Source organism: Colwellia chukchiensis, from assembly GCF_002104455.1.
GTDB classification, from domain to species: domain Bacteria; phylum Pseudomonadota; class Gammaproteobacteria; order Enterobacterales; family Alteromonadaceae; genus Cognaticolwellia; species Cognaticolwellia chukchiensis.
The window spans coordinates 78657-98570 of the sequence record NZ_NBOC01000013.1 but is presented as its reverse complement, the minus strand read 5'-3'; the positions used below and the strand labels follow the sequence as shown (position 1 = coordinate 98570).

At 43.3% G+C, this 19914-nt stretch carries 21 protein-coding genes; 15 read left to right on the top strand and 6 right to left on the bottom strand.

Annotation, left to right across the window (positions count from 1 at the left end; genetic code table 11):
- The first annotated feature begins 255 nt into the window (after positions 1-255).
- Positions 256-696, top strand: a complete 441-nt coding sequence (locus tag B6K83_RS13820; protein ID WP_085285513.1) for a hypothetical protein — start codon at positions 256-258, stop codon at positions 694-696.
- 90 nt (positions 697-786) lie between these two features.
- Positions 787-4224 carry a hybrid sensor histidine kinase/response regulator gene (locus B6K83_RS13815; protein WP_085285512.1) on the top strand — a complete coding sequence of 1146 codons (3438 nt, stop codon included), beginning with the start codon at positions 787-789 and terminating at the stop codon, positions 4222-4224.
- 24 nt (positions 4225-4248) lie between these two features.
- On the opposite strand, the gene B6K83_RS13810 is transcribed toward B6K83_RS13815, so the two are convergent.
- From B6K83_RS13810 to coaBC, 4 genes are all read right to left on the bottom strand, one after another.
- Complete coding sequence (locus tag B6K83_RS13810) at positions 4249-4908, bottom strand: response regulator (RefSeq protein ID WP_085285511.1); 660 nt, start codon at positions 4906-4908, stop codon at positions 4249-4251.
- Between the two features lie 161 nt (positions 4909-5069).
- Positions 5070-6542, bottom strand: coding sequence for an aminoacyl-histidine dipeptidase (locus B6K83_RS13805; protein WP_085285510.1), 1473 nt, complete (start codon positions 6540-6542; stop codon positions 5070-5072).
- A 64-nt stretch (positions 6543-6606) separates the two neighbouring features.
- Positions 6607-7191, bottom strand: a complete 585-nt coding sequence (gene slmA / locus B6K83_RS13800; RefSeq protein ID WP_085285509.1) for a nucleoid occlusion factor SlmA — start codon at positions 7189-7191, stop codon at positions 6607-6609.
- Positions 7192-7323: 132 nt separating this feature from the next.
- Positions 7324-8565: a bifunctional phosphopantothenoylcysteine decarboxylase/phosphopantothenate--cysteine ligase CoaBC gene (gene coaBC / locus B6K83_RS13795; RefSeq protein ID WP_085285508.1), complete on the bottom strand. Its 1242-nt coding sequence runs from the start codon at positions 8563-8565 to the stop codon at positions 7324-7326.
- 84 nt (positions 8566-8649) lie between these two features.
- Between coaBC and radC the strand changes: the two genes are divergently transcribed.
- From radC to mutM, 10 genes are all read left to right on the top strand, one after another.
- On the top strand, positions 8650-9330 hold the full coding sequence (gene radC, locus B6K83_RS13790) for a RadC family protein (protein ID WP_085285507.1): 681 nt from the start codon (positions 8650-8652) through the stop codon (positions 9328-9330).
- 60 nt (positions 9331-9390) lie between these two features.
- Positions 9391-9714, top strand: a complete 324-nt coding sequence (locus B6K83_RS13785; protein ID WP_085285506.1) for a PilZ domain-containing protein — start codon at positions 9391-9393, stop codon at positions 9712-9714.
- A gap of 70 nt (positions 9715-9784) precedes the next feature.
- Positions 9785-10453, top strand: a complete 669-nt coding sequence (locus tag B6K83_RS13780) for an AAA family ATPase (protein ID WP_085285505.1) — start codon at positions 9785-9787, stop codon at positions 10451-10453.
- Positions 10440-10826: a hypothetical protein gene (locus B6K83_RS13775; protein WP_085285504.1), complete on the top strand. Its 387-nt coding sequence runs from the start codon at positions 10440-10442 to the stop codon at positions 10824-10826. The genes B6K83_RS13780 and B6K83_RS13775 overlap by 14 nt, the downstream gene beginning before the upstream one ends.
- Before the next feature lie 236 nt (positions 10827-11062).
- Positions 11063-11299 (top strand): 50S ribosomal protein L28, encoded by a 237-nt coding sequence (gene rpmB, locus B6K83_RS13770; RefSeq protein WP_077284236.1) that lies wholly within the window; start codon positions 11063-11065, stop codon positions 11297-11299.
- Positions 11300-11308: 9 nt separating this feature from the next.
- The gene (gene rpmG, locus B6K83_RS13765; protein ID WP_085285503.1) at positions 11309-11464 is read left to right on the top strand and encodes a 50S ribosomal protein L33; all 156 of its coding nucleotides are present in this window, start codon (positions 11309-11311) and stop codon (positions 11462-11464) included.
- Positions 11465-11691: 227 nt separating this feature from the next.
- The gene (locus tag B6K83_RS13760; protein ID WP_233144019.1) at positions 11692-13542 is read left to right on the top strand and encodes a metallophosphoesterase family protein; all 1851 of its coding nucleotides are present in this window, start codon (positions 11692-11694) and stop codon (positions 13540-13542) included.
- A gap of 155 nt (positions 13543-13697) precedes the next feature.
- Positions 13698-14192, top strand: coding sequence for a hypothetical protein (locus B6K83_RS13755; RefSeq protein ID WP_085285501.1), 495 nt, complete (start codon positions 13698-13700; stop codon positions 14190-14192).
- A 23-nt stretch (positions 14193-14215) separates the two neighbouring features.
- Positions 14216-15124, top strand: a complete 909-nt coding sequence (locus tag B6K83_RS13750) for an ATP-grasp domain-containing protein (protein WP_085285500.1) — start codon at positions 14216-14218, stop codon at positions 15122-15124.
- Between the two features lies 1 nt (position 15125).
- Positions 15126-15977 carry a bifunctional DNA-formamidopyrimidine glycosylase/DNA-(apurinic or apyrimidinic site) lyase gene (mutM, locus tag B6K83_RS13745; protein ID WP_085285499.1) on the top strand — a complete coding sequence of 284 codons (852 nt, stop codon included), beginning with the start codon at positions 15126-15128 and terminating at the stop codon, positions 15975-15977.
- Between the two features lie 72 nt (positions 15978-16049).
- Here the strand turns inward: mutM and coaD are convergent, their stop codons facing one another.
- On the bottom strand, positions 16050-16535 hold the full coding sequence (gene coaD, locus B6K83_RS13740) for a pantetheine-phosphate adenylyltransferase (protein ID WP_085285498.1): 486 nt from the start codon (positions 16533-16535) through the stop codon (positions 16050-16052).
- 275 nt (positions 16536-16810) lie between these two features.
- Here coaD and B6K83_RS13735 point away from each other — a divergent pair, with 275 nt between their 5' ends.
- The gene (locus B6K83_RS13735) at positions 16811-17467 is read left to right on the top strand and encodes a TetR/AcrR family transcriptional regulator (RefSeq protein WP_085285497.1); all 657 of its coding nucleotides are present in this window, start codon (positions 16811-16813) and stop codon (positions 17465-17467) included.
- A gap of 38 nt (positions 17468-17505) precedes the next feature.
- Here B6K83_RS13735 and B6K83_RS13730 read toward each other — a convergent pair whose 3' ends face one another.
- A complete protein-coding gene (locus tag B6K83_RS13730) occupies positions 17506-18264 on the bottom strand; it encodes a 3-deoxy-D-manno-octulosonic acid kinase (RefSeq protein WP_198951692.1) in 759 nt (252 codons plus the stop codon).
- A gap of 48 nt (positions 18265-18312) precedes the next feature.
- Here B6K83_RS13730 and B6K83_RS13725 point away from each other — a divergent pair, with 48 nt between their 5' ends.
- Positions 18313-19401: a glycosyltransferase family 9 protein gene (locus B6K83_RS13725; RefSeq protein WP_085285496.1), complete on the top strand. Its 1089-nt coding sequence runs from the start codon at positions 18313-18315 to the stop codon at positions 19399-19401.
- 45 nt (positions 19402-19446) lie between these two features.
- The gene (locus tag B6K83_RS13720; protein ID WP_085285495.1) at positions 19447-19896 is read left to right on the top strand and encodes an NUDIX hydrolase; all 450 of its coding nucleotides are present in this window, start codon (positions 19447-19449) and stop codon (positions 19894-19896) included.
- The last annotated feature ends 18 nt before the right edge of the window (positions 19897-19914 follow it).

Below are 19914 nucleotides of genomic sequence, written 5' to 3'. Positions count from 1 at the left end.
GAGCAGATATAAAACACTTCATACTTCCAGATAAAAGAAAGCACCGAACGTTTCCACGTTCGGTGCTTTATATTCCGAGCCGATATCCGTTGCGATATAAGGAATGATCCTTATCCGAACGGCATTACCCTTATCTGGGGCCTTTAGTTTTGTCTTGCGCTAAATTATTGCGAAATAAACCATGACATTGTGCAGGTTTCGTGGCGTAATTAGCGCATCGTCTGGCATGTTAATAAATGAAAAATAAGGATAATTATGAATCGTCATACCAAACTTGCATTAATGGTGGCACCGTTTCTTATTTTAGGCGGTTATATTGCCTCAGACTTCTATGTTGAGCAGCAGGCACAGCAAACTCGAGTCTTTAAATTACAGCCCTTTGGCCATTGTGATGTGCTCAATCAAAAATGTATTTTAAAGTCTGGTGAGTTTGAAGTTAACATTTATGACAAGGCTGGTATAACTACAGTCAACGCGACCTTTCCACTCGATAGTGCGACATTTTTTTTAGTAAACAGTAGCAACCAAGCCAGTGTGTATCCGCTTGGTATGCAGGACAGTGCCTATTATTGGCAAAGCCCTACACCGCTGCGAGAGCGTATCAGCACAGCAGGTGAAAAACATAAGCTACGCTTGATTGCGAACATTAAGGGTGGGCAATATATTGCCGAATTTAATACGCAAACAGCGCAATAGTGTGCTTAGGTTTATAGCGCTAGATAATGGGTGATATGTTGACAAAAAGCCATATAATCAAATGATTACTATCAGGGTTAGAGGAGTTTTATGTTTCCTAATTGGCAATTAGCAGGCATAAGTTTTGCGTATATAGGTTTGTTATTTGTGATTGCCTATTTGGGTGACAAGTATCGGCATAAGCTGGTGCGAAAAAGCCAAGCGGTAATTTATGCGTTAACCTTGGGCGTGTACTGTACTTCTTGGAGTTTTTTAGGCACTACAGGACAAGCGTCGAGTAACTTTCTGTCGCATTTGCCTATTTATATCGGTCCAATACTGCTGTTTCTTTTTGCTTGGCCTTTTATTCAACGTATTATCCGTGTCAGCTTAAAGCTAAACCTCACCTCGATAGCCGATTTATTAGCGGCTCGTTTTGGCAAGTCACACCAGCTAGCCATTTTAGTCACTGTGGTGGCGCTAGTGGGCACTATGCCTTATATCGGTTTACAGCTAAAAGCCATAGTGTATTCATTTAGCCAGCTGCAAGCCGAGCAAAGCTTAGCTAATTGGCATTTTGGCTTAGTGGTTAGTTTAGTGTTAGCGGGTTTCACCATAGTATTTGGGGTGCGTAATATCGATGTTACCGAGCGCCACCCGGGTGTGATGTTAGCCATCGCCTTTGAGTCACTGGTTAAGCTTTTTGCCTTTCTCGCCGTTGGGCTGTTTGTCACTTATGTGCTATTTGATTCGCCGATGGAAATTTGGCATAAATCTTCAGCCAATATTCAGCTTGAGCAACAATTAAATTTTCCTAATATTATGTCTATGGTTGCCATGTTAGTGGTGACAATGGCAGCGTTTTTATCGCTACCGCGACAGTTTCAAGTGATGGTGGTGGAGCTGAAAAATGAAAAAGATACCTGGTTGAGTCGGCGCATTTTTCCGCTGTATTTACTGGTATTTGCGATTTTTGCTGTGCCATTGGGCTTAGCCGGTCACTTACTATTAGGCGATAGCGTACCATCAGATGCCTATGTGCTATTTTTACCTTGGTATGAGCAACAGCCTTGGTTAACGCTATTAACTTTTCTTGGCGCAATATCTGCGGCTAGTTCTATGGTGATTATTTCCGCCATAGCGTTGAGCACTATGCTCAGTAATGAAATTGTTTTTCCGTGGTTGTATCGCAGTAAAAAAAGTCAACACAGCGATTATGATCAGTTTCGTTTACGGTTATTGACGATACGAAAAGTGTTGGTGTTGTTTGTAATTTTGTTGGGTTATGGCGTGTTTTTAATGGCATCACCCGATACGCTCAGCTCAATGGGGGAAATTGCTTTTGGTGCCTTTGCGCAATTAACACCGGCGTTAGTAGCCGCGTTTTATTGGCGAAGAGCGACATTAACCGCGGTTTATGGTGGCATAGTGATCGGCTTTGGTGCTTGGTTGTTGCTTAATTTTATTCCCCAGTTTGGCCTATACCCCAACCCGTTTGACGGCGGTTTTTTGCCGGCGAACTCGATGGCAAGTTTGTTGTCATTATCGGCCAATATATTTGCTATGTGGTTGTTATCTTTTGTCAGTCGGCAAAGCGTACAAGAGCGTATGCAAGCGTCGTTGTTTATGGAGTACCAAGCACCGAAAGCTTTGCAGTCGCAAAGAAATAAACAAATTAATGTGCAAGAATTGGAATTATTGGTTTCACGCTTTGTTGGCGAGCAAAAGGCCAATGCCAGTTTTGCACAGTTTCAACGCCTGACGGTTAAAGCCGACATGAATAATGTTGCGTACAACCAGCAGCTGTTACAGCATACTGAAAACACCTTAGCCAGTGTGATGGGGGCGTCGTCAGCTCGTTTAGTATTATCGTCTGCGTTAGAAGGTCGCGACATTGCACTTGATGAAATTGCCGTACTAGTGGAAGAAGCGTCAAACCAACGGCAACAATACAGCCAAGATTTACTGCAAAGCGCGATAGAAAACGCCAGTGAGGGTATTTCGATTGTTGATAGCAAGTTAAATTTAGTGGCGTGGAATAAAAAATATCTCGACTTATTTAACTACCCGAACGAGTTAATTTACCAAGGTAGCCCAGTCAAAAACTTAATTCGTTATAATGTGCTGCGCGGCTTATGTGGCGTGGGCGATGTTGATCAGCAAGTTAAAAAACGCTTAGATCATTTGCGTGCCGGCAGCCCCCATAGTTCGGAGCGCGAACACAGCGACGGCCGGGTGATCCGTATTGAAGGCAATCCGTTACCCGGTGGTGGCTTTGTGATGTTATTTTCTGATATTACCACCTACCGACAAGCTGAGCGCGGTTTGATAGAAGCGAATGTAGACTTGGAAACTCGGGTGCTAGAGCGCACCAAAAAGCTTGAGCAAACCAATGAGGCGCTAGCCTTAGCACGGGAAAAAGCCGAGCAAGCACACATTAAAAAAAGCTTATACTTAAAAGCTTGTAGTCATGATTTGATGCAGCCGTTAGAAGCGGCACGTTTATTTACTGCTGCCTTATCGAGCCAAGGTAATTTAACCAATGCCCAGCAACGTCAAGTGGATAATATTGATCACTCGTTAAAAGTGGCAAATGATTTGGTGGCAGATTTAGCGGAAATTGCCCGTATAGAAAGTGGCAATATCAAACCAAAACTTAGCAATTTTTCTGTGCAATCTTTGTTTGACGATCTGGCGAAAGAGTTTTCTGCCAGCGCCATTGAGCTCAAGGTCGACTTTCGTGTGCATGGCAATCAATTATGGCTACGCTCAGACCGAAATTTATTGCGACGAATACTGCAAAACTTGATCGGTAATGCCTTTCGATATGCGAGTCCGGGTAAGGTTTTGCTTGGCGCGCGCCGCCATGGTGCACTGGTTAATATTCAAGTTCTCGACAATGGTCCAGGTATCCCAGAAGAAAAACACAGTGTGGTATTTGAGCAATTTATTCAGTTAGATAATCAGCAAAGTGCCTCGACCGGCGGTTTAGGATTAGGACTGAATATCACTCGCAGTTTGGCACAGCTATTGTCGCACCCGTTAGCCTTACATTCACAAGCCGGCATGGGTTGTAAATTTACCGTCGGCGTAGCTCGGGCATCCGCACAACCACGGATATCGGCGCCACAAGTGAGCCGCCAACTTGGCCTAACGGGTGTTACTGTGATGTGTATTGATAATGACCAAGCCGTGCTTAGTGGTATGGTAGAGTTATTATCGGCATGGCACTGTAATGTTTTGGCGGCAGACTCCTACCAGCAAGCATTAACACTTTATGCTGAGCATAAAAATGAGATTGAAATATTGTTAGTTGATTATCAGTTAGAGGCCGACTTTAACGGTATTGCCTTAATTGCGGAGTTACGAAAACTAAGTCAACATTATGTACCGGCTATTTTAATCACCGCCACCACTGACAGTGATTTAGAAGAAAAAGCGCAGGCGGCCGATATTGGCTTTATGCGTAAATTGGTGAAGCCTGCGGCGCTTAGGGCCATGATGAGCGCGATGTTAACGAAAAAGTTACAAGCAAAATATTTAAACTGATATCGGGTTTAATTTCGGCTAGGATTAGCTGTCTTGTAAGTGCATATCTGCAATATCAAGTTGGGCGATGGCAATCACTGCTTGGGTACGATTACGAACATCTAATTTACGAAATATAGCCGTGGCATGGGCCTTAATGGTTGCTTCTGAAACATTTAAATCATAAGCAATTTGCTTGTTAAGCATGCCTTGCGCAAACATCATCAAAATTCGGTACTGTTGTTGCGTTAAACTGGCAACACGCTCTGCTATGTCGTTATTGTCTTGAGTGAGGTCCGCCGCACTGTAGTCAGCCGGTGTCCAAATATTGCCAAGTAACACTTGCCCGATAGCGGTATAAATATCCTCCACCGGCGTGGATTTTGGAATAAAGCCAGAGGCACCATAGCCCATGGCTTTATGGATAGTGTCGTGATCTTCATGCGCAGAAACCACTACCACAGGAATTTGTGGAAAATGATTACGAACATGGATCAGCGTATTAAAGCCAATAGCGCCGGGAATGTGTAAGTCTAACAGCAACAAATCGCTATCGCTGTGATCGCTCAATTGCTGTTCTAACTCGGCAATAGTTTGTGCTTCTAACCAAAGTGTTTGGGTTAGTTTTAATTTCAAGGTGCCTAACAGCGCCTGTCGAAATAATGGATGATCGTCAGCTATTATAATTTTTTCTGGCTGCATCATAGAATGGTTTCCTTTATAAATCCCCAACACTAACTTAAAAGACTTAGCAGTCTTTGTTTATTAGACCTTAGCCTAATGCTCGGGCTAAGGTCTATTGCTAAGCATAGTTGATTCCGCTACTTAATGTCAGTAACGTGACCGCGTATTATGCCGAGTCAGTGCTATTGGCGCGCTGGAATATTGGCTAAAACCGCCACCAATAACTGCCAATATTGCGCTACTGTCGCGATTTGAACTTTTTCATCCGGCGAGTGCGGAAACTTAATGGTGGGGCCGAATGACACCATATCCCAATGTGGATATGCCGTTTTAAATAAGCCACATTCTAAACCGGCATGAATGACCATGATCTCAGGAACTTTATTAAAAAGCGTTTGATAGGTATCGCGTACAGTTTGCATTAATGGTGAACTGGTATCGGGTTTCCAACCTGGGTAAGCCCCTGAAAATTTAATGCTGGCGCCGGCCAGTTCAAACACAGACTGCACCATAGTTTGTGCCTCCAAACGGCCGTCATCATGTAAGCTGCGGATCAAGGTCATGGCGACAAACTTATTGCCTTTACTGCGCATTACCCCCAGGTTTAAGGAGGTTTCGACAATACCTGCTATGTCATCACTCATGCGTAAAACGCCATTAGGGCAAGCGTTTAATGCCCGTAAAATGGTCGCTTGTGTGTCTTGTGTCCAACACTCATCGAAGGTTTCCGGCGAAATTAACAACATGTCAATACCCGTTTCAACCGCAGATAAGTTATGGCGTATAGTGCTTAAATACTCAGCCAATTTCGCTTTTAATGGCGCAATATGTGCTCGGCTAATTACAAAGCTAGCATCAGCTTCACGCGGGATGGCATTACGCAAACTACCACCGTTTAATTCCGTTAAGCGGATATCAAACTCATGACTGGCCTCGAGTAAAAAACGCACCAAGAGTTTATTGGCATTCGCACGGCCAGTATGAATATCAACACCGGAATGGCCGCCTTTGAGGCCGGAAATTGATAAGTTAAAAGACTCAACATCTGCCGGTACCGCTTCATTTTTGATGGCGAATGTAGCCTCACCATCAATACCGCCGGCACAGCCCATATAAACTTCGCCCTCTTGCTCAGAGTCGGTGTTAATCAGCAGTTCACCTTCTAACCAACCGGCTTCGAGGCCAAAGGCTCCGGTCATGCCGGCTTCTTCGTCTATGGTTACTAATACTTCTAACGGGCCATGCGGTATATCATCACTGCCTAAAACCGCTAAGGCAGACGCTAAGCCTATGCCATTATCAGCGCCGAGTGTGGTGCCTTCTGCAGTAACCCAATCGCCATCGGCTTCACTAATAATGTAAGGCTTTATCGCATCGGTGAGAAAGTCGTGTTCGGTATCGGCTTTTTTTTGCGGTACCATATCCATGTGTGCTTGTAAAATAACGCCTTTTTTATTTTCCATACCGGCGGTGGCGGGCTTTTTAATAATCAGGTTGCCAACCGCGTCTTCTTTAACATTTAAGCCTAGCTCTTGCGCCCAAGATTGGATCCACAGCGAGATTTTTTGTTCGTGTTTTGACGGGTGTGGAATGCTACAAATGTGTTGAAAAATTTGCCATAACTTATTTGGTTGTAGATGTGCTAGCGTGCTCACAGGAGCTCCTTAAATGTTGCTCTCAGCCGTACTGAGGGGGATTAACTCTCGGCATTTTGGCGGTTTATTTATCCGCCATTAAGAATTGCCATTGTTCATTAAAATCGTTACTGGGTTTTTTGCTGAAATCAGAGCGTACATATTGATTAATTTTACCTTCAGCAAAGGCCATTAATATATTGGCTAACGCCTGTTCGGAAATGGTAAAGCCTTTACCTTCTCTAAGTTTACGCTCGCGTAATACTTGTTTAAATTGTGATTCGAGTTTTTCAAAAAATTGATTTACGCGCGCCCGCAAACGTTCATTTTCGCCCATTAAGGCATCGCCGGCAAGAATGCGACACATACCTGGGTTGCGCTCAGCAAAAATTAATAAGACATGCAAAATATGATGGCAGCGGATTAAAGCTTCTTTGTGATCGCTTAGAATTAAATTCACACGGGAAAAAATCGACTCTTCAATAAACTCGATTAAACCTTCAAACATGCGGGCTTTTGACGGGAAATGACGATATAAAGCCGCTTCTGATACCCCTACCTCTGCCGCTAACTTAGCGGTGGTGATGCGTTGCCCAGCACTAGTTTGTAGCATCAGCGCTAAACACTCTAAGATTTGTTGTTTGCGATTAGGTTTTTGTGTCGCGGTCATAAATCGTATTCTCTATTGTTGTTATTTTATCCGCCATTACCCCTGAGAAGGGCATAACGGCAGCATTAGCCTAAGGGTGAAGTTATTATATCGCTGCTAGCAGGCATTGGCAGCCATATTACCGGTTTGAATTTATTGGCCTCGTGATTTTTGCAGGGTTAATTGAATTTGTTCAACTAATTGTTTTGCTAACGCGGTTTTACTCATTAAAGGTAAAACCTTTTTATCCGTGGCACTAAATACCGTTAAGGCATTATCGTCACTATTAAAGCCTTGCCCTGCCGTTGCAACATTGTTCGCCGCTATCATATCAAGCTTTTTGCGGGTGAGTTTATCACGGGCATATTGTTCAACATCTTGGGTTTCAGCGGCAAAGCCTACGGTAAATGGTTTGTTGGCCATTGCTGCAACATCAGCCACTATGTCAGGGTTTTTGATTAAGTTTAGCTGCATGCTGTCTTGAGATTTTTTAATTTTTTCACTGGCAACTTCACTGATGCGGTAATCGGCGACTGCCGCACAGGCAACAAAAACATCGGCGCTTGCCGCTAGCGCTAACGCTTGTTGATGCATTTCTAGCGCACTGGTAACGGCAACTTTACGACACCCTGCTGGCGTTGTTAAATTCACTGGCCCTGAAATTATCGTAACGTCAGCCCCTAAGCTTTGTGCAGCACTGGCTATGGCGTAGCCCATTTTGCCCGAGCTATGGTTGGAGATATAACGCACAGGATCAATCGCTTCACGGGTTGGGCCTGCGGTAATAAGCCATGTTTGCCCTGCTAACGGTAGCTGTTTTTTGTTAGCTGGCACTGAGTTATGCGTGGCAGTCAGTTGCTGGCAGGTTAAATCTACTAATTCTGCCACCTCTAACATGCGTCCTAAACCAACATCGCCACAAGCTTGTTCTCCCGCCCCAGGGCCGAATATCGCGTATTGCCGTGCAATTAGCGTGTTGACGTTATTTTGCGTGGCAGCTGCATGCCACATTTGTTGATTCATGGCTGGGGCAATGGCAATGGGGGCTGCTGTTGCTAAACACAATGTACTGAGCAGATCATTAGCCATACCAGCGGCTATTCTGGCGATTAAATCAGCACTTGCAGGGGCAATTAAAATAAAATCAGCCCATTTTGCCAGTTCGATATGACCCATTGCCAGTTCTGCTTGGGTATCTAAGAGGCTATCGGAGACGGCATTGGCAGAAACCGCCTGCAAGGTCAATGGGGTGATAAAAGCCTTAGCGCCTTCGGTCATCACCACGCGGACATCAGCCCCGAGATCTTTTAATCGGCGAACCAACTCCGGAGTTTTATAAGCGGCAATACCACCACTTATCCCTAAAAGAATTTTTTTATCCTGAAGAATTTGCATAAACTGCTAATCTTAATAACAACAATGGCCGATAAGATAGCATTGTTCACACTTTTTTTGAAACCACTTTGCAAGGATGCATGTATGTTAAAAGACTGGCCCACTGACGAAAAACCCCGCGAAAAGTTACTCCAATACGGTGCCGGCAGTTTAAGTGATGCTGAATTACTGGCTATTTTTTTGCGCACAGGCGTTAAGGGCGTTCATGTTGTCGACTTAGCGCGAAATTTATTAAAAAGCTTTGGTAGTATTTCGCAAATATACCAAGCGCAATTAGTAGAGTTTTGTCAACATCATGGCTTAGGTAAGGCAAAATATGTGCAACTTCAAGCCTGTTTAGAAATGTCAAAGCGCTATTTAGCAGAGCAAATGCAATCAGGACAAACCTTAACGTCATCTGCGCGTACACAGCAATTTTTAACCGCCGAGTTGCGCCATGAAACTCGCGAAGTGTTTGCGGTATTATTTTTAAATACGCAACATCAAGTACTTAAATTTGAACGCTTATTTCACGGCACGATCAATGCTGCAGCGGTATATCCGCGCATTGTGGTTGAGTCAGCATTAAAGTATCAAGCCGGTGCGGTTATCTTAGCGCATAACCACCCTTCTGGTATTGCCGAACCCAGTATTGCTGATAATCAAATTACTTCTCGTTTAGAGCAAGCTCTTGCTTTAATTGATATTAAGGTGCTAGATCATATAATAGTTGCGGGTTGCCATTGTTACTCGTATGCTGAACACGGTCGCATGAATGATTCATAATAGAGCCGATATTGATGACAAACTAAACGGATAATTTAAGCGTGTAAAAAAGGGGTCGCTATGAGCGAAGAAGATCAGGATTTAACTAGCGCAGCAAGTGAGCGTCGACAAGCTTTTCGTATCGACATGGAAAAAGAACTCATTGACATGAGGTGGACCGACAGCCATGGCCGTCAGCAAGCGAAAAAAATCGCATGTTTGGATTTTTCTCGTGGTGGATTAAAAGTAGATTGTGATTGTGATATCGAAACAAACACCGAAGTGACAGTGATCTTTCAAGCGTCGAAACCGAAAAGCCAACAATTAGTGGCCAAGGTACTGCGCTCTGTAAAACAAGACAATGGTTGGTATCAAGTTGCCATGCAACTGACTGATCTCGCTTAATCTGGCAGGTAATTATTGAGCTATAATGAATTGGCTGTCGTATAAAAAGTAGTAACAAGGAATAAGCAATATGATGATTTTAGTAGGCGGGGAAAAAGGTGGTAGTGGTAAAAGTTGCCTTGCGCAGAATTTAGCTGTGTATTTTGCCCGAGAAAAAAAAGCCATTGTGTTGATGGTTGATTGTGACCCACAGCGCACTACCTCAGATTGGATACAAGCAAGAAACGCAGACCCATCGTTACCCGCCATCAATTGTATTCAACTTTACGGAAAAATTCGCAATGATTTACTCAGTCTTAACCAGCACTATGATTACGTGGTGGTAGACTGTGGTGGCCAAGACAACTTGGCGTTGCGAGCGGCCATGTCGGTGGCTGATCATGTTGTGATCCCGTTAAGACCAAAACGTCGAGATTTAAAAACAGTGCCGCACATGGAAGATATGCTGAGCACTTGTAAAATGGTTAACCCTAAAATGCTGGCATCATTTGTTATTACACAAAGCCCGTCGTTGCCGAATCAAGCTCGTCGAATTCTCGAAGCGAAAGACGTCTGTCGTTCTTACGGCATTAATGTTTTAGATGCCGTAACCTTTAACCGTAATATTTATGATGATAGCGAAGAGCTTGGCTCGTCGGTGTTAGAAATTGAACCAGAAGGCAAGGCAGCGCTAGAAATCGTGGCGATAGCAGAAGAGCTATTAGCGATGAAACCGGATAATTCCCATGAGTTTAAGTGACCTAAAAAAATCCAAGGATGGTCCCAAAAAGAAGAAGAACTTCACGGTTGATGAATTTATCGCAGATGCTGAGAATTATGCCAAAGGGCAACCTAAAATTGTCAGTCGTGAACATGATGAATTAACGTTACAGCAAGCCGTTGTTGCGGCAAAAGCGTATGCAGATAAGAAAAAAGCCAGTAGAGCGGAAGCTGGTCGCCGCTTTCGTCCTGCTACCTTTACGCTAAGTGAAGAGGCAATTAGTCAGTTACAGGCACTAGCACAAGATACTCAACTCGCTAAATCGCACATTATCCGTATACTGATTGATGAGCTGTGTAATAAAGATCAAAAAGAAAAATTAACCAAGTTATTAGACTCAGATATAGACTAAAGCTGTCTTATTATTACTCGATTCGTTGAATAATAAGGCAGGATCTGCCAGTGTCGCAACGATTTTTATTGTTAAGCTGTTGAAAAATATCAACTTTAAAATCTATTCTGTTAAATTGTGATAAAGACTAGTATTCAATTTTCACTTTCACTATAATATGCCACCTTTTTCAGGATCCCGAGGCGACGGTCTTGGGGAAATATAGCTCGAGCTGAAATTAATTTTGGAGTACTCATATGTCTAAAGTTTGCCAAGTAACAGGCAAGAAGCCAATGGTTGGAAACAATCGTTCGCATGCAAGAAACGCGACTCGTCGTCGCTTTTTACCAAACCTTCAAACTCACCGTTTTTGGGTTGAGAGCGAAAATAGTTTCGTTAAATTACGTTTAACTCCGAAAGGAATGCGTATTATCGATAAAAAAGGTATTGATGCAGTGTTAACTGACATCCGTGCCCGTGGCGAAAAAGTTTAAGGAATTACCATGCGTGATAAAATTCGTTTAGTTTCTAGTGCTGGTACTGGTCATTTTTATACTACTGATAAGAATAAAAAGACTATGCCAGAAAAAATGGAAATCAAAAAGTTTGACCCAACAATCCGTCAACACGTGATTTATAAAGAAGCTAAAATCAAGTAATTGTTAGCCTCTGATTAAAAAACCCAGTTTATACTGGGTTTTTTTTGCCTGAAAAAAATACGCGCTGAGCGGCTCGGCCATAGTTGCTATGGCATTTTTATCTGATATAAACTCTCTAGCCAGAAACAAAGCGATTGTTTTGAAAATACTCATGGTTAACCATAAGGAGTTTTCTTATTAAGCCAAGTAAGCTACCCGCGATTATTGCCGGCCCGCTCATTCGCCATGTGAGTCAACAGCAACTTACGTTTTGGTTGGTTACTAGCCAATCTTATCGAATAACCTTACAGCTGTTTGTTGCTGATCAGCCGTATAAGGAAATTGAACTAACACCCGCGCAGCATCAGCAAGTGCCCGTGGCTAAGCATGCGATTGTTAATTTACTTTCTATCTCATTTTCCCAAGCACTGCCAACCGATACCTTACTCGCTTATAATTTTATTTTCAGCACTGGCGAACAACAACTGTCATTGTCAGCATTGCTGCCAGAGTTATTATACCCACAACAAAAATACCCAAATTTTGTAATTCGCAAGACGCTTAAGCAGGTATTACATGGCTCGTGTCGTAAGCCTCACTTTGATAGTGGTGACGGCTTATTGCAAGTGGATCAAGTGATTGAACATAGCATCAACCAAAACCAAGAAAGGCCGGCGTTATTGATGATGTCGGGCGATCAAATATATGCGGATGATGTTGCAGGTCCTATGTTGGTGGCGATTCATCAGGTAATAGACTTGTTAGGCTTACATGATGAACAATGGCAAGGTAGTGTGGTGAGTACCAGTGAGGCGCTTTATAAAAGTCGCTATTGCTACTATCAGCGCGATCAGCTGTTACCAGACACTCGAGCGAATCAAGCTGTGTACGATAAACTCTTTGCTGCCAGTAAAAAGCCGATATTTACCTCAGTAAATGCGAAAAATCACTTGGTGACTTTAGCCGAAGTCATGGCAATGTATTTTTTAACTTGGTCGCCAACATTGTGGCGCTTGGTTGATTTAAATCGCCATCATGTGCCCGCTGTCCATGCAGCTACTTATCAACGCGAAGCTAAGGTCATTGCAGAGTTTGCTGACGGCTTGAGTGCGGTCAGTCGGGCATTAGCCCATATTCCCAGTTATATGATTTTTGATGATCATGATATAAGCGACGACTGGAATTTAAACCGAGCGTGGGAAGAAGCCGCTTATCATCACCCATTTTCGCGCCGTATTATAGGCAATGCCCTAATAGGTTATTGGCTGTGCCAAGGCTGGGGGAATGCACCTGATAAATTTTTGGCGATTAATAATAAAGTGCCCCGTTACTTTACTGAGCAGGGCTATTGCCAACAAGAGCAACTAATAGAACAATTATTAGCATGGCAAGATTGGCATTATAGTTTAGCCACTGAGCCTAAGGTGATTGTTTTAGATACCCGTACTCAGCGATGGCGCTCTGAGCGCAATGCCAATAAGCCTTCTGGGTTAATGGATTGGCAGTCATTATCTGAGTTGCAACAAGAGTTGCTTAATCAACCTAACGTTATTTTAGTGTCGCCAGCGCCAATTTATGGGGTAAAAATGATAGAAACAATACAGCGCATTTTTACCTTTTTCGGTTTTCCGTTAATGGTTGACGCCGAAAACTGGATGGCACATTCAGGTACGGCTAATGTCATGCTCAATATTTTTCGCCACCCGAAAACACCACCCAATTTTATTATTCTATCAGGCGACGTGCATTACTCATTTTTTTATGAAGTAACTCATAGATTTAGGCGCAATGATGCGCGTATTTTTCAAATTACCAGCAGTGGCATAAAAAACCAATTTCCGCGTCGGTTATTGCAAATATTAGACTGGCTAAATCGCGTGTTATACGCTAGCTATTCACCGTTAAATTGGTTTACCAAGCGTCGGCGTATGAAAGTGCAAGTGCGCAAGCCATTGACAAAAACCGCCAATACCTTAGTTAATCACAGTGGTATCGGTTTGATCACCTTAACGTCAGATCACAATGTGGTACAGGCACAGCAATTAACCACGATGAATAAACGGGTTAGGTTTGCTGACAAGGATAGCTCAGAACATTAAGCGCTTTTTGTTGCTAGAGAGGCGAGATAACAGCTAGCTATAATGAGTGTCGTTGTCTTTATTGGAAAATATCACATATAAGACTTGATAGCCGTTGGTAAATTTGGCAATTTTTCGTATCATGGCGCCAGTGTTATGTCTGGGGATGAGTTAAGGTGAAACTATCAAAAACCGGTTGGAATAATGTCATAATTTTTGCCGTCATGGCATTTATTCTGCTCATTAACGCGACGAACAAACAAGGCAGCCCGTTTGCTGATAGCGCAGCACAAGGTGCGCAGCAAAGTACGACCCTAGTGGCTGAGCAACAGCTTATTGTTGCGCTAACAATTGATAATGTCATCACGATTGAGCGCGTTGGTCGCCATTGGCGGGCAAGCCCAGAAAAAATTTCCGGTCAGGCATTGACGCAAATGATGAGATCTTGGCAGCACAGTACAGGCGAGCTTATGACGAGCGCGCCGATGCTTGATCGTCAACTTTCTTTAGATGTGCAACTTGAGTTTGCTGAGCAAGCACAAGCTGTGCAGTTAAACTTTTATGCAACCGAGCAAGCGTTAATAATGTTTAATCAAAGCACACAGCAGTGGCAAATGATGCCATTAGCTATGTATGGGCAATTATTTCCCAGTGAAATCTTTGCAAACTAAGGCATCATAAGGGCAATACATTCATGAAAAAATGCGCGATATTATCAATGGACAGCTTAGCTGGCTTTGAAACCTCTGACAGCTTACTTGATCAGCCTATGCTGGCGCTAGGTTGGCAAACGGAACGAGTATCCTGGCGCAAAGAACAGGTTAATTGGTCTGATTATGACGTAGTGCTCATTCGTAGCCCTTGGGACTACCAAGATGACATGGCGGCGTTTATTAAGGTATTGGCAAAAATTGAACAATCAAGTGCGCGTTTAGAAAACAGCTTGGCGGTGGTGAACTGGAATATCAATAAAAGTTACCTAAAGCAATTAGCCTCACAGCAAGTAACCATAGTGCCGACATTATGGCCAGACAAGTTTGATGCCAGTGATATCCCTGAGTACTTTCAGCATTTTAATAGCGAACAAATCGTTTTAAAGCCGCGGGTTAGTGCTAATGCAGACAATACCTTTTGGTTGAAAAAAGCCAACTATACGAGCAATATTGCTGCATTACAGCAAGCATTTGCACAGCGAGATTTAATGGTACAGCCCTTTATGCCCGCTATCTGTCAAGAAGGTGAATTTTCGTTGTTTTACTTTAATGGTCAGTACAGTCATGCGATTTTAAAAACCCCAGCGCCGGGAGATTTTCGGGTGCAAGAAGAGCATGGCGGCGTTTTGCTCGCCATCACGCCCGAGCCTGAATTAACGCGTGTTGCGGATCAGACCATGCAAGCGATTCACCAGCTCCATGGCGATTTACTGTATGCGCGTATTGATTTTGTCCGTTTTAATACGAGCTTTGCGCTTATGGAAGCTGAGTTAATTGAGCCATCGCTGTACTTTAATATGGATGAAAAATCGCCGCAGCGGTTTGTCGACGCCTTTGCGCAACGCCTTCAAACGCAAGCTAAAAACGCCGTTGTTTTAGGAAGTTGCTAACATGCCAGAATTGCCAGAAGTGGAAGTATGTCGCTTAGGCATTACGCCACATATTATTCAGCAGCAGGTCAGTCATGTGCTGGTGCGCAATAGTAAGTTACGTTGGCCAATCCCTGAACAGGTACAAAGTATTGTGGGGCAAACGGTGAATAACATTGATCGTCGCTCAAAATATCTACTATTGCGCTTTTCTAGTGGCACCTTGTTATTGCATCTTGGGATGTCAGGCTCGGTTCGCATTTTAGTGCAAGAGACGCCAGCATTAAAACATGATCACTTTGAAATTACCTTTGCTAACGGCAAAACGCTACGCTTAAACGATCCACGTCGTTTTGGTGCTGTATTATGGCTGCCTCAGCACCAAGATCAGCAAGGGTTACTAGCTAAATTAGGCCCTGAGCCATTAACTGACGATTTTGCCTATGGTCACTTATACGAAAAAGCCAAACGGCGCCGAGTTCCAATCAAAACGTTTTTGATGGATAACCATGTGGTGGTTGGGGTTGGCAATATTTATGCAAACGAAGCACTTTTTATGGCGAGTATTCATCCTGCAACGCCAGTGAGTGCTATTAGTGAGAAAAAGTTTAATCAACTTACCGATATTATTAAGCAAGTGCTTGCGGCGGCGATCGCGCAAGGCGGTACCACGTTAAAAGACTTTACCCAAGCCGATGGTAAGCCGGGCTATTTTGCCCAAAAATTGTTTGTTTATGGTCGCGCAGGGGAAAAATGTGACGGCTGTCAAAGTGTCTTAGCAGAAATTCGACAGTCAAATCGTAGCTCGGTATTTTGCCCTCAGTGTCAAGTGTTACCATCTGAGCCTAAAAGCAAGCCCAAGCGCAAGCCCTAGTCCTGAAGTTGTTGGTCGGTTACCCTAGGCTAAACATGAGCTTCAACCATATAAAATGTTGGCCAGTTGCGGTTACTTATTATGTATGGTTGCCTCCAGTGCAAGCTTGACACTGGGGTGAACAAATTCCGTCACGTCACCATGATGTAACGCGACTTCTTTAACTAAAGTTGATGAAATAAAAGAGTTTTTTTCTGCTGGAGTTAAAAATACTGACTCCAAATCAGGTGCCAAACGTCGATTCATATTAGCCAATTGAAATTCATAATCAAAGTCAGATACCGCTCGTAAACCGCGGATCAGTACTTTTGCTTGGTGCTCTTTTGCAAAGTCGACCAATAAGCCGGTAAAGCCGACAATAGTTACATTCGCTAAATGCTGCGTAACGTTTTCAAGTAAGGCGACGCGCTGCGCTAGGTCAAAATGGGGTTGCTTACTTGGACTGGCGGCAATCCCTACGATGACTTGGTCAAATAGCTTGCTAGCACGCTCAATTAAGTCGGCGTGGCCATTGGTGACAGGATCAAAAGTGCCGGGATAAATTGCTTTTACTGACATAAATTAAATGCTTTTAACAAAGAATAAAAAGCTATTGTAATTGCACGGTGCATTAAATTCAAAAAACAATCACAATCAATCACTTTTGTCCGTAACATCAGTGCTGTGCTTGGCTTGGTCGAAACAGTATTTTAAAACAAGATAACTACTTTCCTTGTGGAAAGGAAAGCCGAACACTATTCACTTAAAGTATTTACTCGAAATACTTTAGTTTTAGCAGAATTTGATAGTATGATAGAAAAATATCTCTCAACTAAAGATAAGAAGTAATATCAATGAAAACACGGGATAGGATCATTCAAGCCAGCATTGCTTTGTTTAATGAGCGCGGCGAACGTAATGTAACCACCAATCACATTGCTGCCGAACTTGGTATTAGCCCAGGTAACCTTTATTACCACTTTCGTAACAAAGAAGACATTATTTTGTCCATTTACGAAGAGTATGCGCGAAATTTATTGATAGAAACCATGCCGGAAGTCAGCCCAGATGTGAAACCACTAGATGCCATTATTTTATACATGGACGTGGTTTTTCAGGCCTTAATGAAGTTTAGATTTTTTTACAGCAACCTGCCGGTATTGCTAGCAAAAAACCCCTTACTTCACGATAAATATGTTGAAGTACAAGGCTTTATTTCGCAGCGTGTTAGTGGGCTATTGCTGTCTTTGCGCGATGCTAAAATGATGGAGTTTTCTGACGAAGATTTACCTGATATTGTCAGTATTTTGCGCTTAGTAAATACGTTTTGGCTGAGCTTTTATCAAACGCAAACTAATGACAATGAGATCAATGATGCGGTTTTCTATCAAGGAGTGCTAAAAATTTTAGTGATCATCCAGCCTTATATTAGCGAAGGTGCCAAGAGTGAGTTTTTAGCGGCTCGTGCTATGTACCGTAAACGTTGCCAAGAAAGTTTAGCTTCTGCTTAATGCTGGCATAAATGCGCAGCTGTGTTGGCACTTCGCGATTAATTGCTATTATAGCCTTGTAATAATGCTTGCCAGTTGTCTTCATGCCAGTGCCAGCGCGCTAATTTAGCGTTTTCTTTTCGAAATGATCTAAGCAATCTCGCCAAATTGGCGGCAGGCCATTTATTTTGCTGCTGACGTTGCTCGCCTTGGTCAAAATCGATTAGCCATACCTTATCCTTATCATCAATGAGAATATTATGGGCGTTAAGATCATGATGATATATTCCGTGTCGATGAAACATTTTGATCACTCGCCCGATTTCTTGCCATAACGACACTGAAATTGCATGCGCGCTCAGCAGCGCGACTAAGTCGTTGGCGTTGTTAATGCGGGTAGATAATAAGTCAGCCTGATACCACAAACCCTGCTTAATGATGCGAAACGCCACCGGCTCTGGCGCCGGCAAACCCAGTTCTTGCATTGCTTGTAGCAACGTAAACTCTCGCGCTGCGCGCGTATTATTCATGCCAGTATAAAAGTAATGGTCATGAATAACTTTGCCAATTAAGCCACCGCGATAATAGTGGCGCAATACCCAATGCTGGACACCGTGCTCTGCCTGATCTGTGGTGATAAACCAAGTTGTGCCGCGTCCTTCGGCGCTGCCGACGATGGCTTGTTGTTGCTGCCAATAGTGACTGTCGAACATGTCGGGAAGAAAATTGTTAATTTTAGCGCCTTGGTATCGGCAATAAACCTTTCCCTGTTGAAAAGTTTTTTCGTGACAGGGTTTTACAATTGCAGGCTGGTTCAAGATAATAGACCTATATTATATTTCTGCTGCTATTGTGGTGAATCCTTTATGCTGGGTCAATTATCTGCACCAAAAAATTTATGTTTATTACGCTTATCGGCCATCGGTGACGTTTGTCATGCTGTCGCCATGGTGCAACTTATTCAGCAACAATGGCCAGAAACCAAAATAACCTGGGTGATTGGTAAAGTAGAAGCTAGCTTGTTGCAAGGCATGGCTGGTGTTGAATTTGTTATTTTTGACAAATCCGCTGGCTTAAAAGGTTTTCGCGATTTGCGTGCAACATTGAAACAGCAAAAATTCGATATTTTGTTACACATGCAAGTGGCATTACGCGCTAGCATTGCCAGTTTGTGTATACCAGCAAAAATTAAAATTGGCTTTGACCAGCAGCGCGCAAAAGAAGGGCAATGGTTATTTACCAATAAGAAAATAGCCGCACAAACGCAGCCACATGTGCTTGATGGTTTTATGGGCTTTGTTAAAGCGTTGGGCTTGGAGGTTGCACCACCACAGTGGCAGATGCCATTAACGGATGTTGACCAATTGTGGGCGAGTGAAACGCTCAGTGCCGGCAATCTTACTGGTAAGCCGATTGCCGTAATTTCGCCTGCCGCCAGTAAAGCGGAGCGCAATTGGCACGCTGAAGGCTATTCACAAACGGCACAGTATTTAACTGCGCGTGGCTTTAAGGTCGTTATCTGTGGCGGTCCGTCAACTATGGAAAAGCTCTTAGCAGAAGCCATTATTAGTCGCAGTGATTTTAGTATCGGTGACAATGAAATATTAAACCTAGTTGGCAAAACCACATTAAAGCAATTGCTTGCCGTTTTAAATATTGCGCACTTAGTCATAGCGCCGGATACTGGACCGGCGCATATGGCGGTGACCGTTGGTACGCCAGTCGTAGGTTTATACGCGCACAGCAACCCTAACCGCACCGGCCCCTATTTGTATCAACAATATGTGGTGAGTGCTTATGAGGCGGCAATTCAGCAACAATACCAACAAAGTGTTGAAAACTTACCTTGGGGCACACGGGCAAAAGGCAAAGAGCTGATGATGCAAATTAGCATCAATGCTGTGCAGCAAAGTATCGAGCGCTTAATTAAAGATCACTACCCTGAGTTGCTTTAAACCGTTTATGTGAATGGGTTTGCTTGTCTTCAACTTGCGAGGGTCATGATGTTGCAAAAATATGTTACTGGCTTTTTATTTTCAGCTGATGCCAGCCACTTAGTGTTGATCAAAAAAATAAACCCGTCATGGCAGCGTGGTTTGTTTAATGGTATTGGCGGCAAAATTGAAACCGAAGAGTCCTCGGTTGCGGCTATGGTGCGTGAGTGTAAAGAAGAAACGGGTGTCGTTACTAGCCCAAAAGTTTGGACACAGTTTGCCGATATTTATCGCCCGAATGCCTACCAAGTAGATATGTATTTTGCCCGCACCGATTTAGCGTACCAAGCAAAAACCCAAGAGGCGGAAACAATCCATTTATTTAAGGTCGCCCAACTACCCCAGCAATTGCTGCCAAACTTGCGCTGGTTAATACCGCTGGCCTTAGATCAACAAGCGGACTTTTCGCAAATTATTCGTATTCAAGAAATTGCACAACCTCGTATCAAAGCTTAAGGATTTAATCATGATATT

What these genes read in the sequence shown, in the direction of transcription:
- B6K83_RS13810 (WP_085285511.1), bottom strand. Translation starts at nt 4,908, where the DNA reads ATGATGCAGCCAGAAAAAATTATAATAGCTGACGATCATCCATTATTT.
- B6K83_RS13785 (WP_085285506.1), top strand. Translation starts at nt 9,391, where the DNA reads ATGAGCGAAGAAGATCAGGATTTAACTAGCGCAGCAAGTGAGCGTCGA.
- rpmB (WP_077284236.1), top strand. Translation starts at nt 11,063, where the DNA reads ATGTCTAAAGTTTGCCAAGTAACAGGCAAGAAGCCAATGGTTGGAAAC.
- B6K83_RS13820 (WP_085285513.1), top strand. Translation starts at nt 256, where the DNA reads ATGAATCGTCATACCAAACTTGCATTAATGGTGGCACCGTTTCTTATT.
- coaBC (WP_085285508.1), bottom strand. Translation starts at nt 8,565, where the DNA reads ATGCAAATTCTTCAGGATAAAAAAATTCTTTTAGGGATAAGTGGTGGT.
- B6K83_RS13815 (WP_085285512.1), top strand. Translation starts at nt 787, where the DNA reads ATGTTTCCTAATTGGCAATTAGCAGGCATAAGTTTTGCGTATATAGGT.
- B6K83_RS13775 (WP_085285504.1), top strand. Translation starts at nt 10,440, where the DNA reads ATGAGTTTAAGTGACCTAAAAAAATCCAAGGATGGTCCCAAAAAGAAG.
- B6K83_RS13750 (WP_085285500.1), top strand. Translation starts at nt 14,216, where the DNA reads ATGAAAAAATGCGCGATATTATCAATGGACAGCTTAGCTGGCTTTGAA.
- rpmG (WP_085285503.1), top strand. Translation starts at nt 11,309, where the DNA reads ATGCGTGATAAAATTCGTTTAGTTTCTAGTGCTGGTACTGGTCATTTT.
- radC (WP_085285507.1), top strand. Translation starts at nt 8,650, where the DNA reads ATGTTAAAAGACTGGCCCACTGACGAAAAACCCCGCGAAAAGTTACTC.
- B6K83_RS13725 (WP_085285496.1), top strand. Translation starts at nt 18,313, where the DNA reads ATGCTGGGTCAATTATCTGCACCAAAAAATTTATGTTTATTACGCTTA.
- B6K83_RS13780 (WP_085285505.1), top strand. Translation starts at nt 9,785, where the DNA reads ATGATGATTTTAGTAGGCGGGGAAAAAGGTGGTAGTGGTAAAAGTTGC.
- mutM (WP_085285499.1), top strand. Translation starts at nt 15,126, where the DNA reads ATGCCAGAATTGCCAGAAGTGGAAGTATGTCGCTTAGGCATTACGCCA.
- slmA (WP_085285509.1), bottom strand. Translation starts at nt 7,191, where the DNA reads ATGACCGCGACACAAAAACCTAATCGCAAACAACAAATCTTAGAGTGT.
- B6K83_RS13735 (WP_085285497.1), top strand. Translation starts at nt 16,811, where the DNA reads ATGAAAACACGGGATAGGATCATTCAAGCCAGCATTGCTTTGTTTAAT.
- coaD (WP_085285498.1), bottom strand. Translation starts at nt 16,535, where the DNA reads ATGTCAGTAAAAGCAATTTATCCCGGCACTTTTGATCCTGTCACCAAT.
- B6K83_RS13720 (WP_085285495.1), top strand. Translation starts at nt 19,447, where the DNA reads ATGATGTTGCAAAAATATGTTACTGGCTTTTTATTTTCAGCTGATGCC.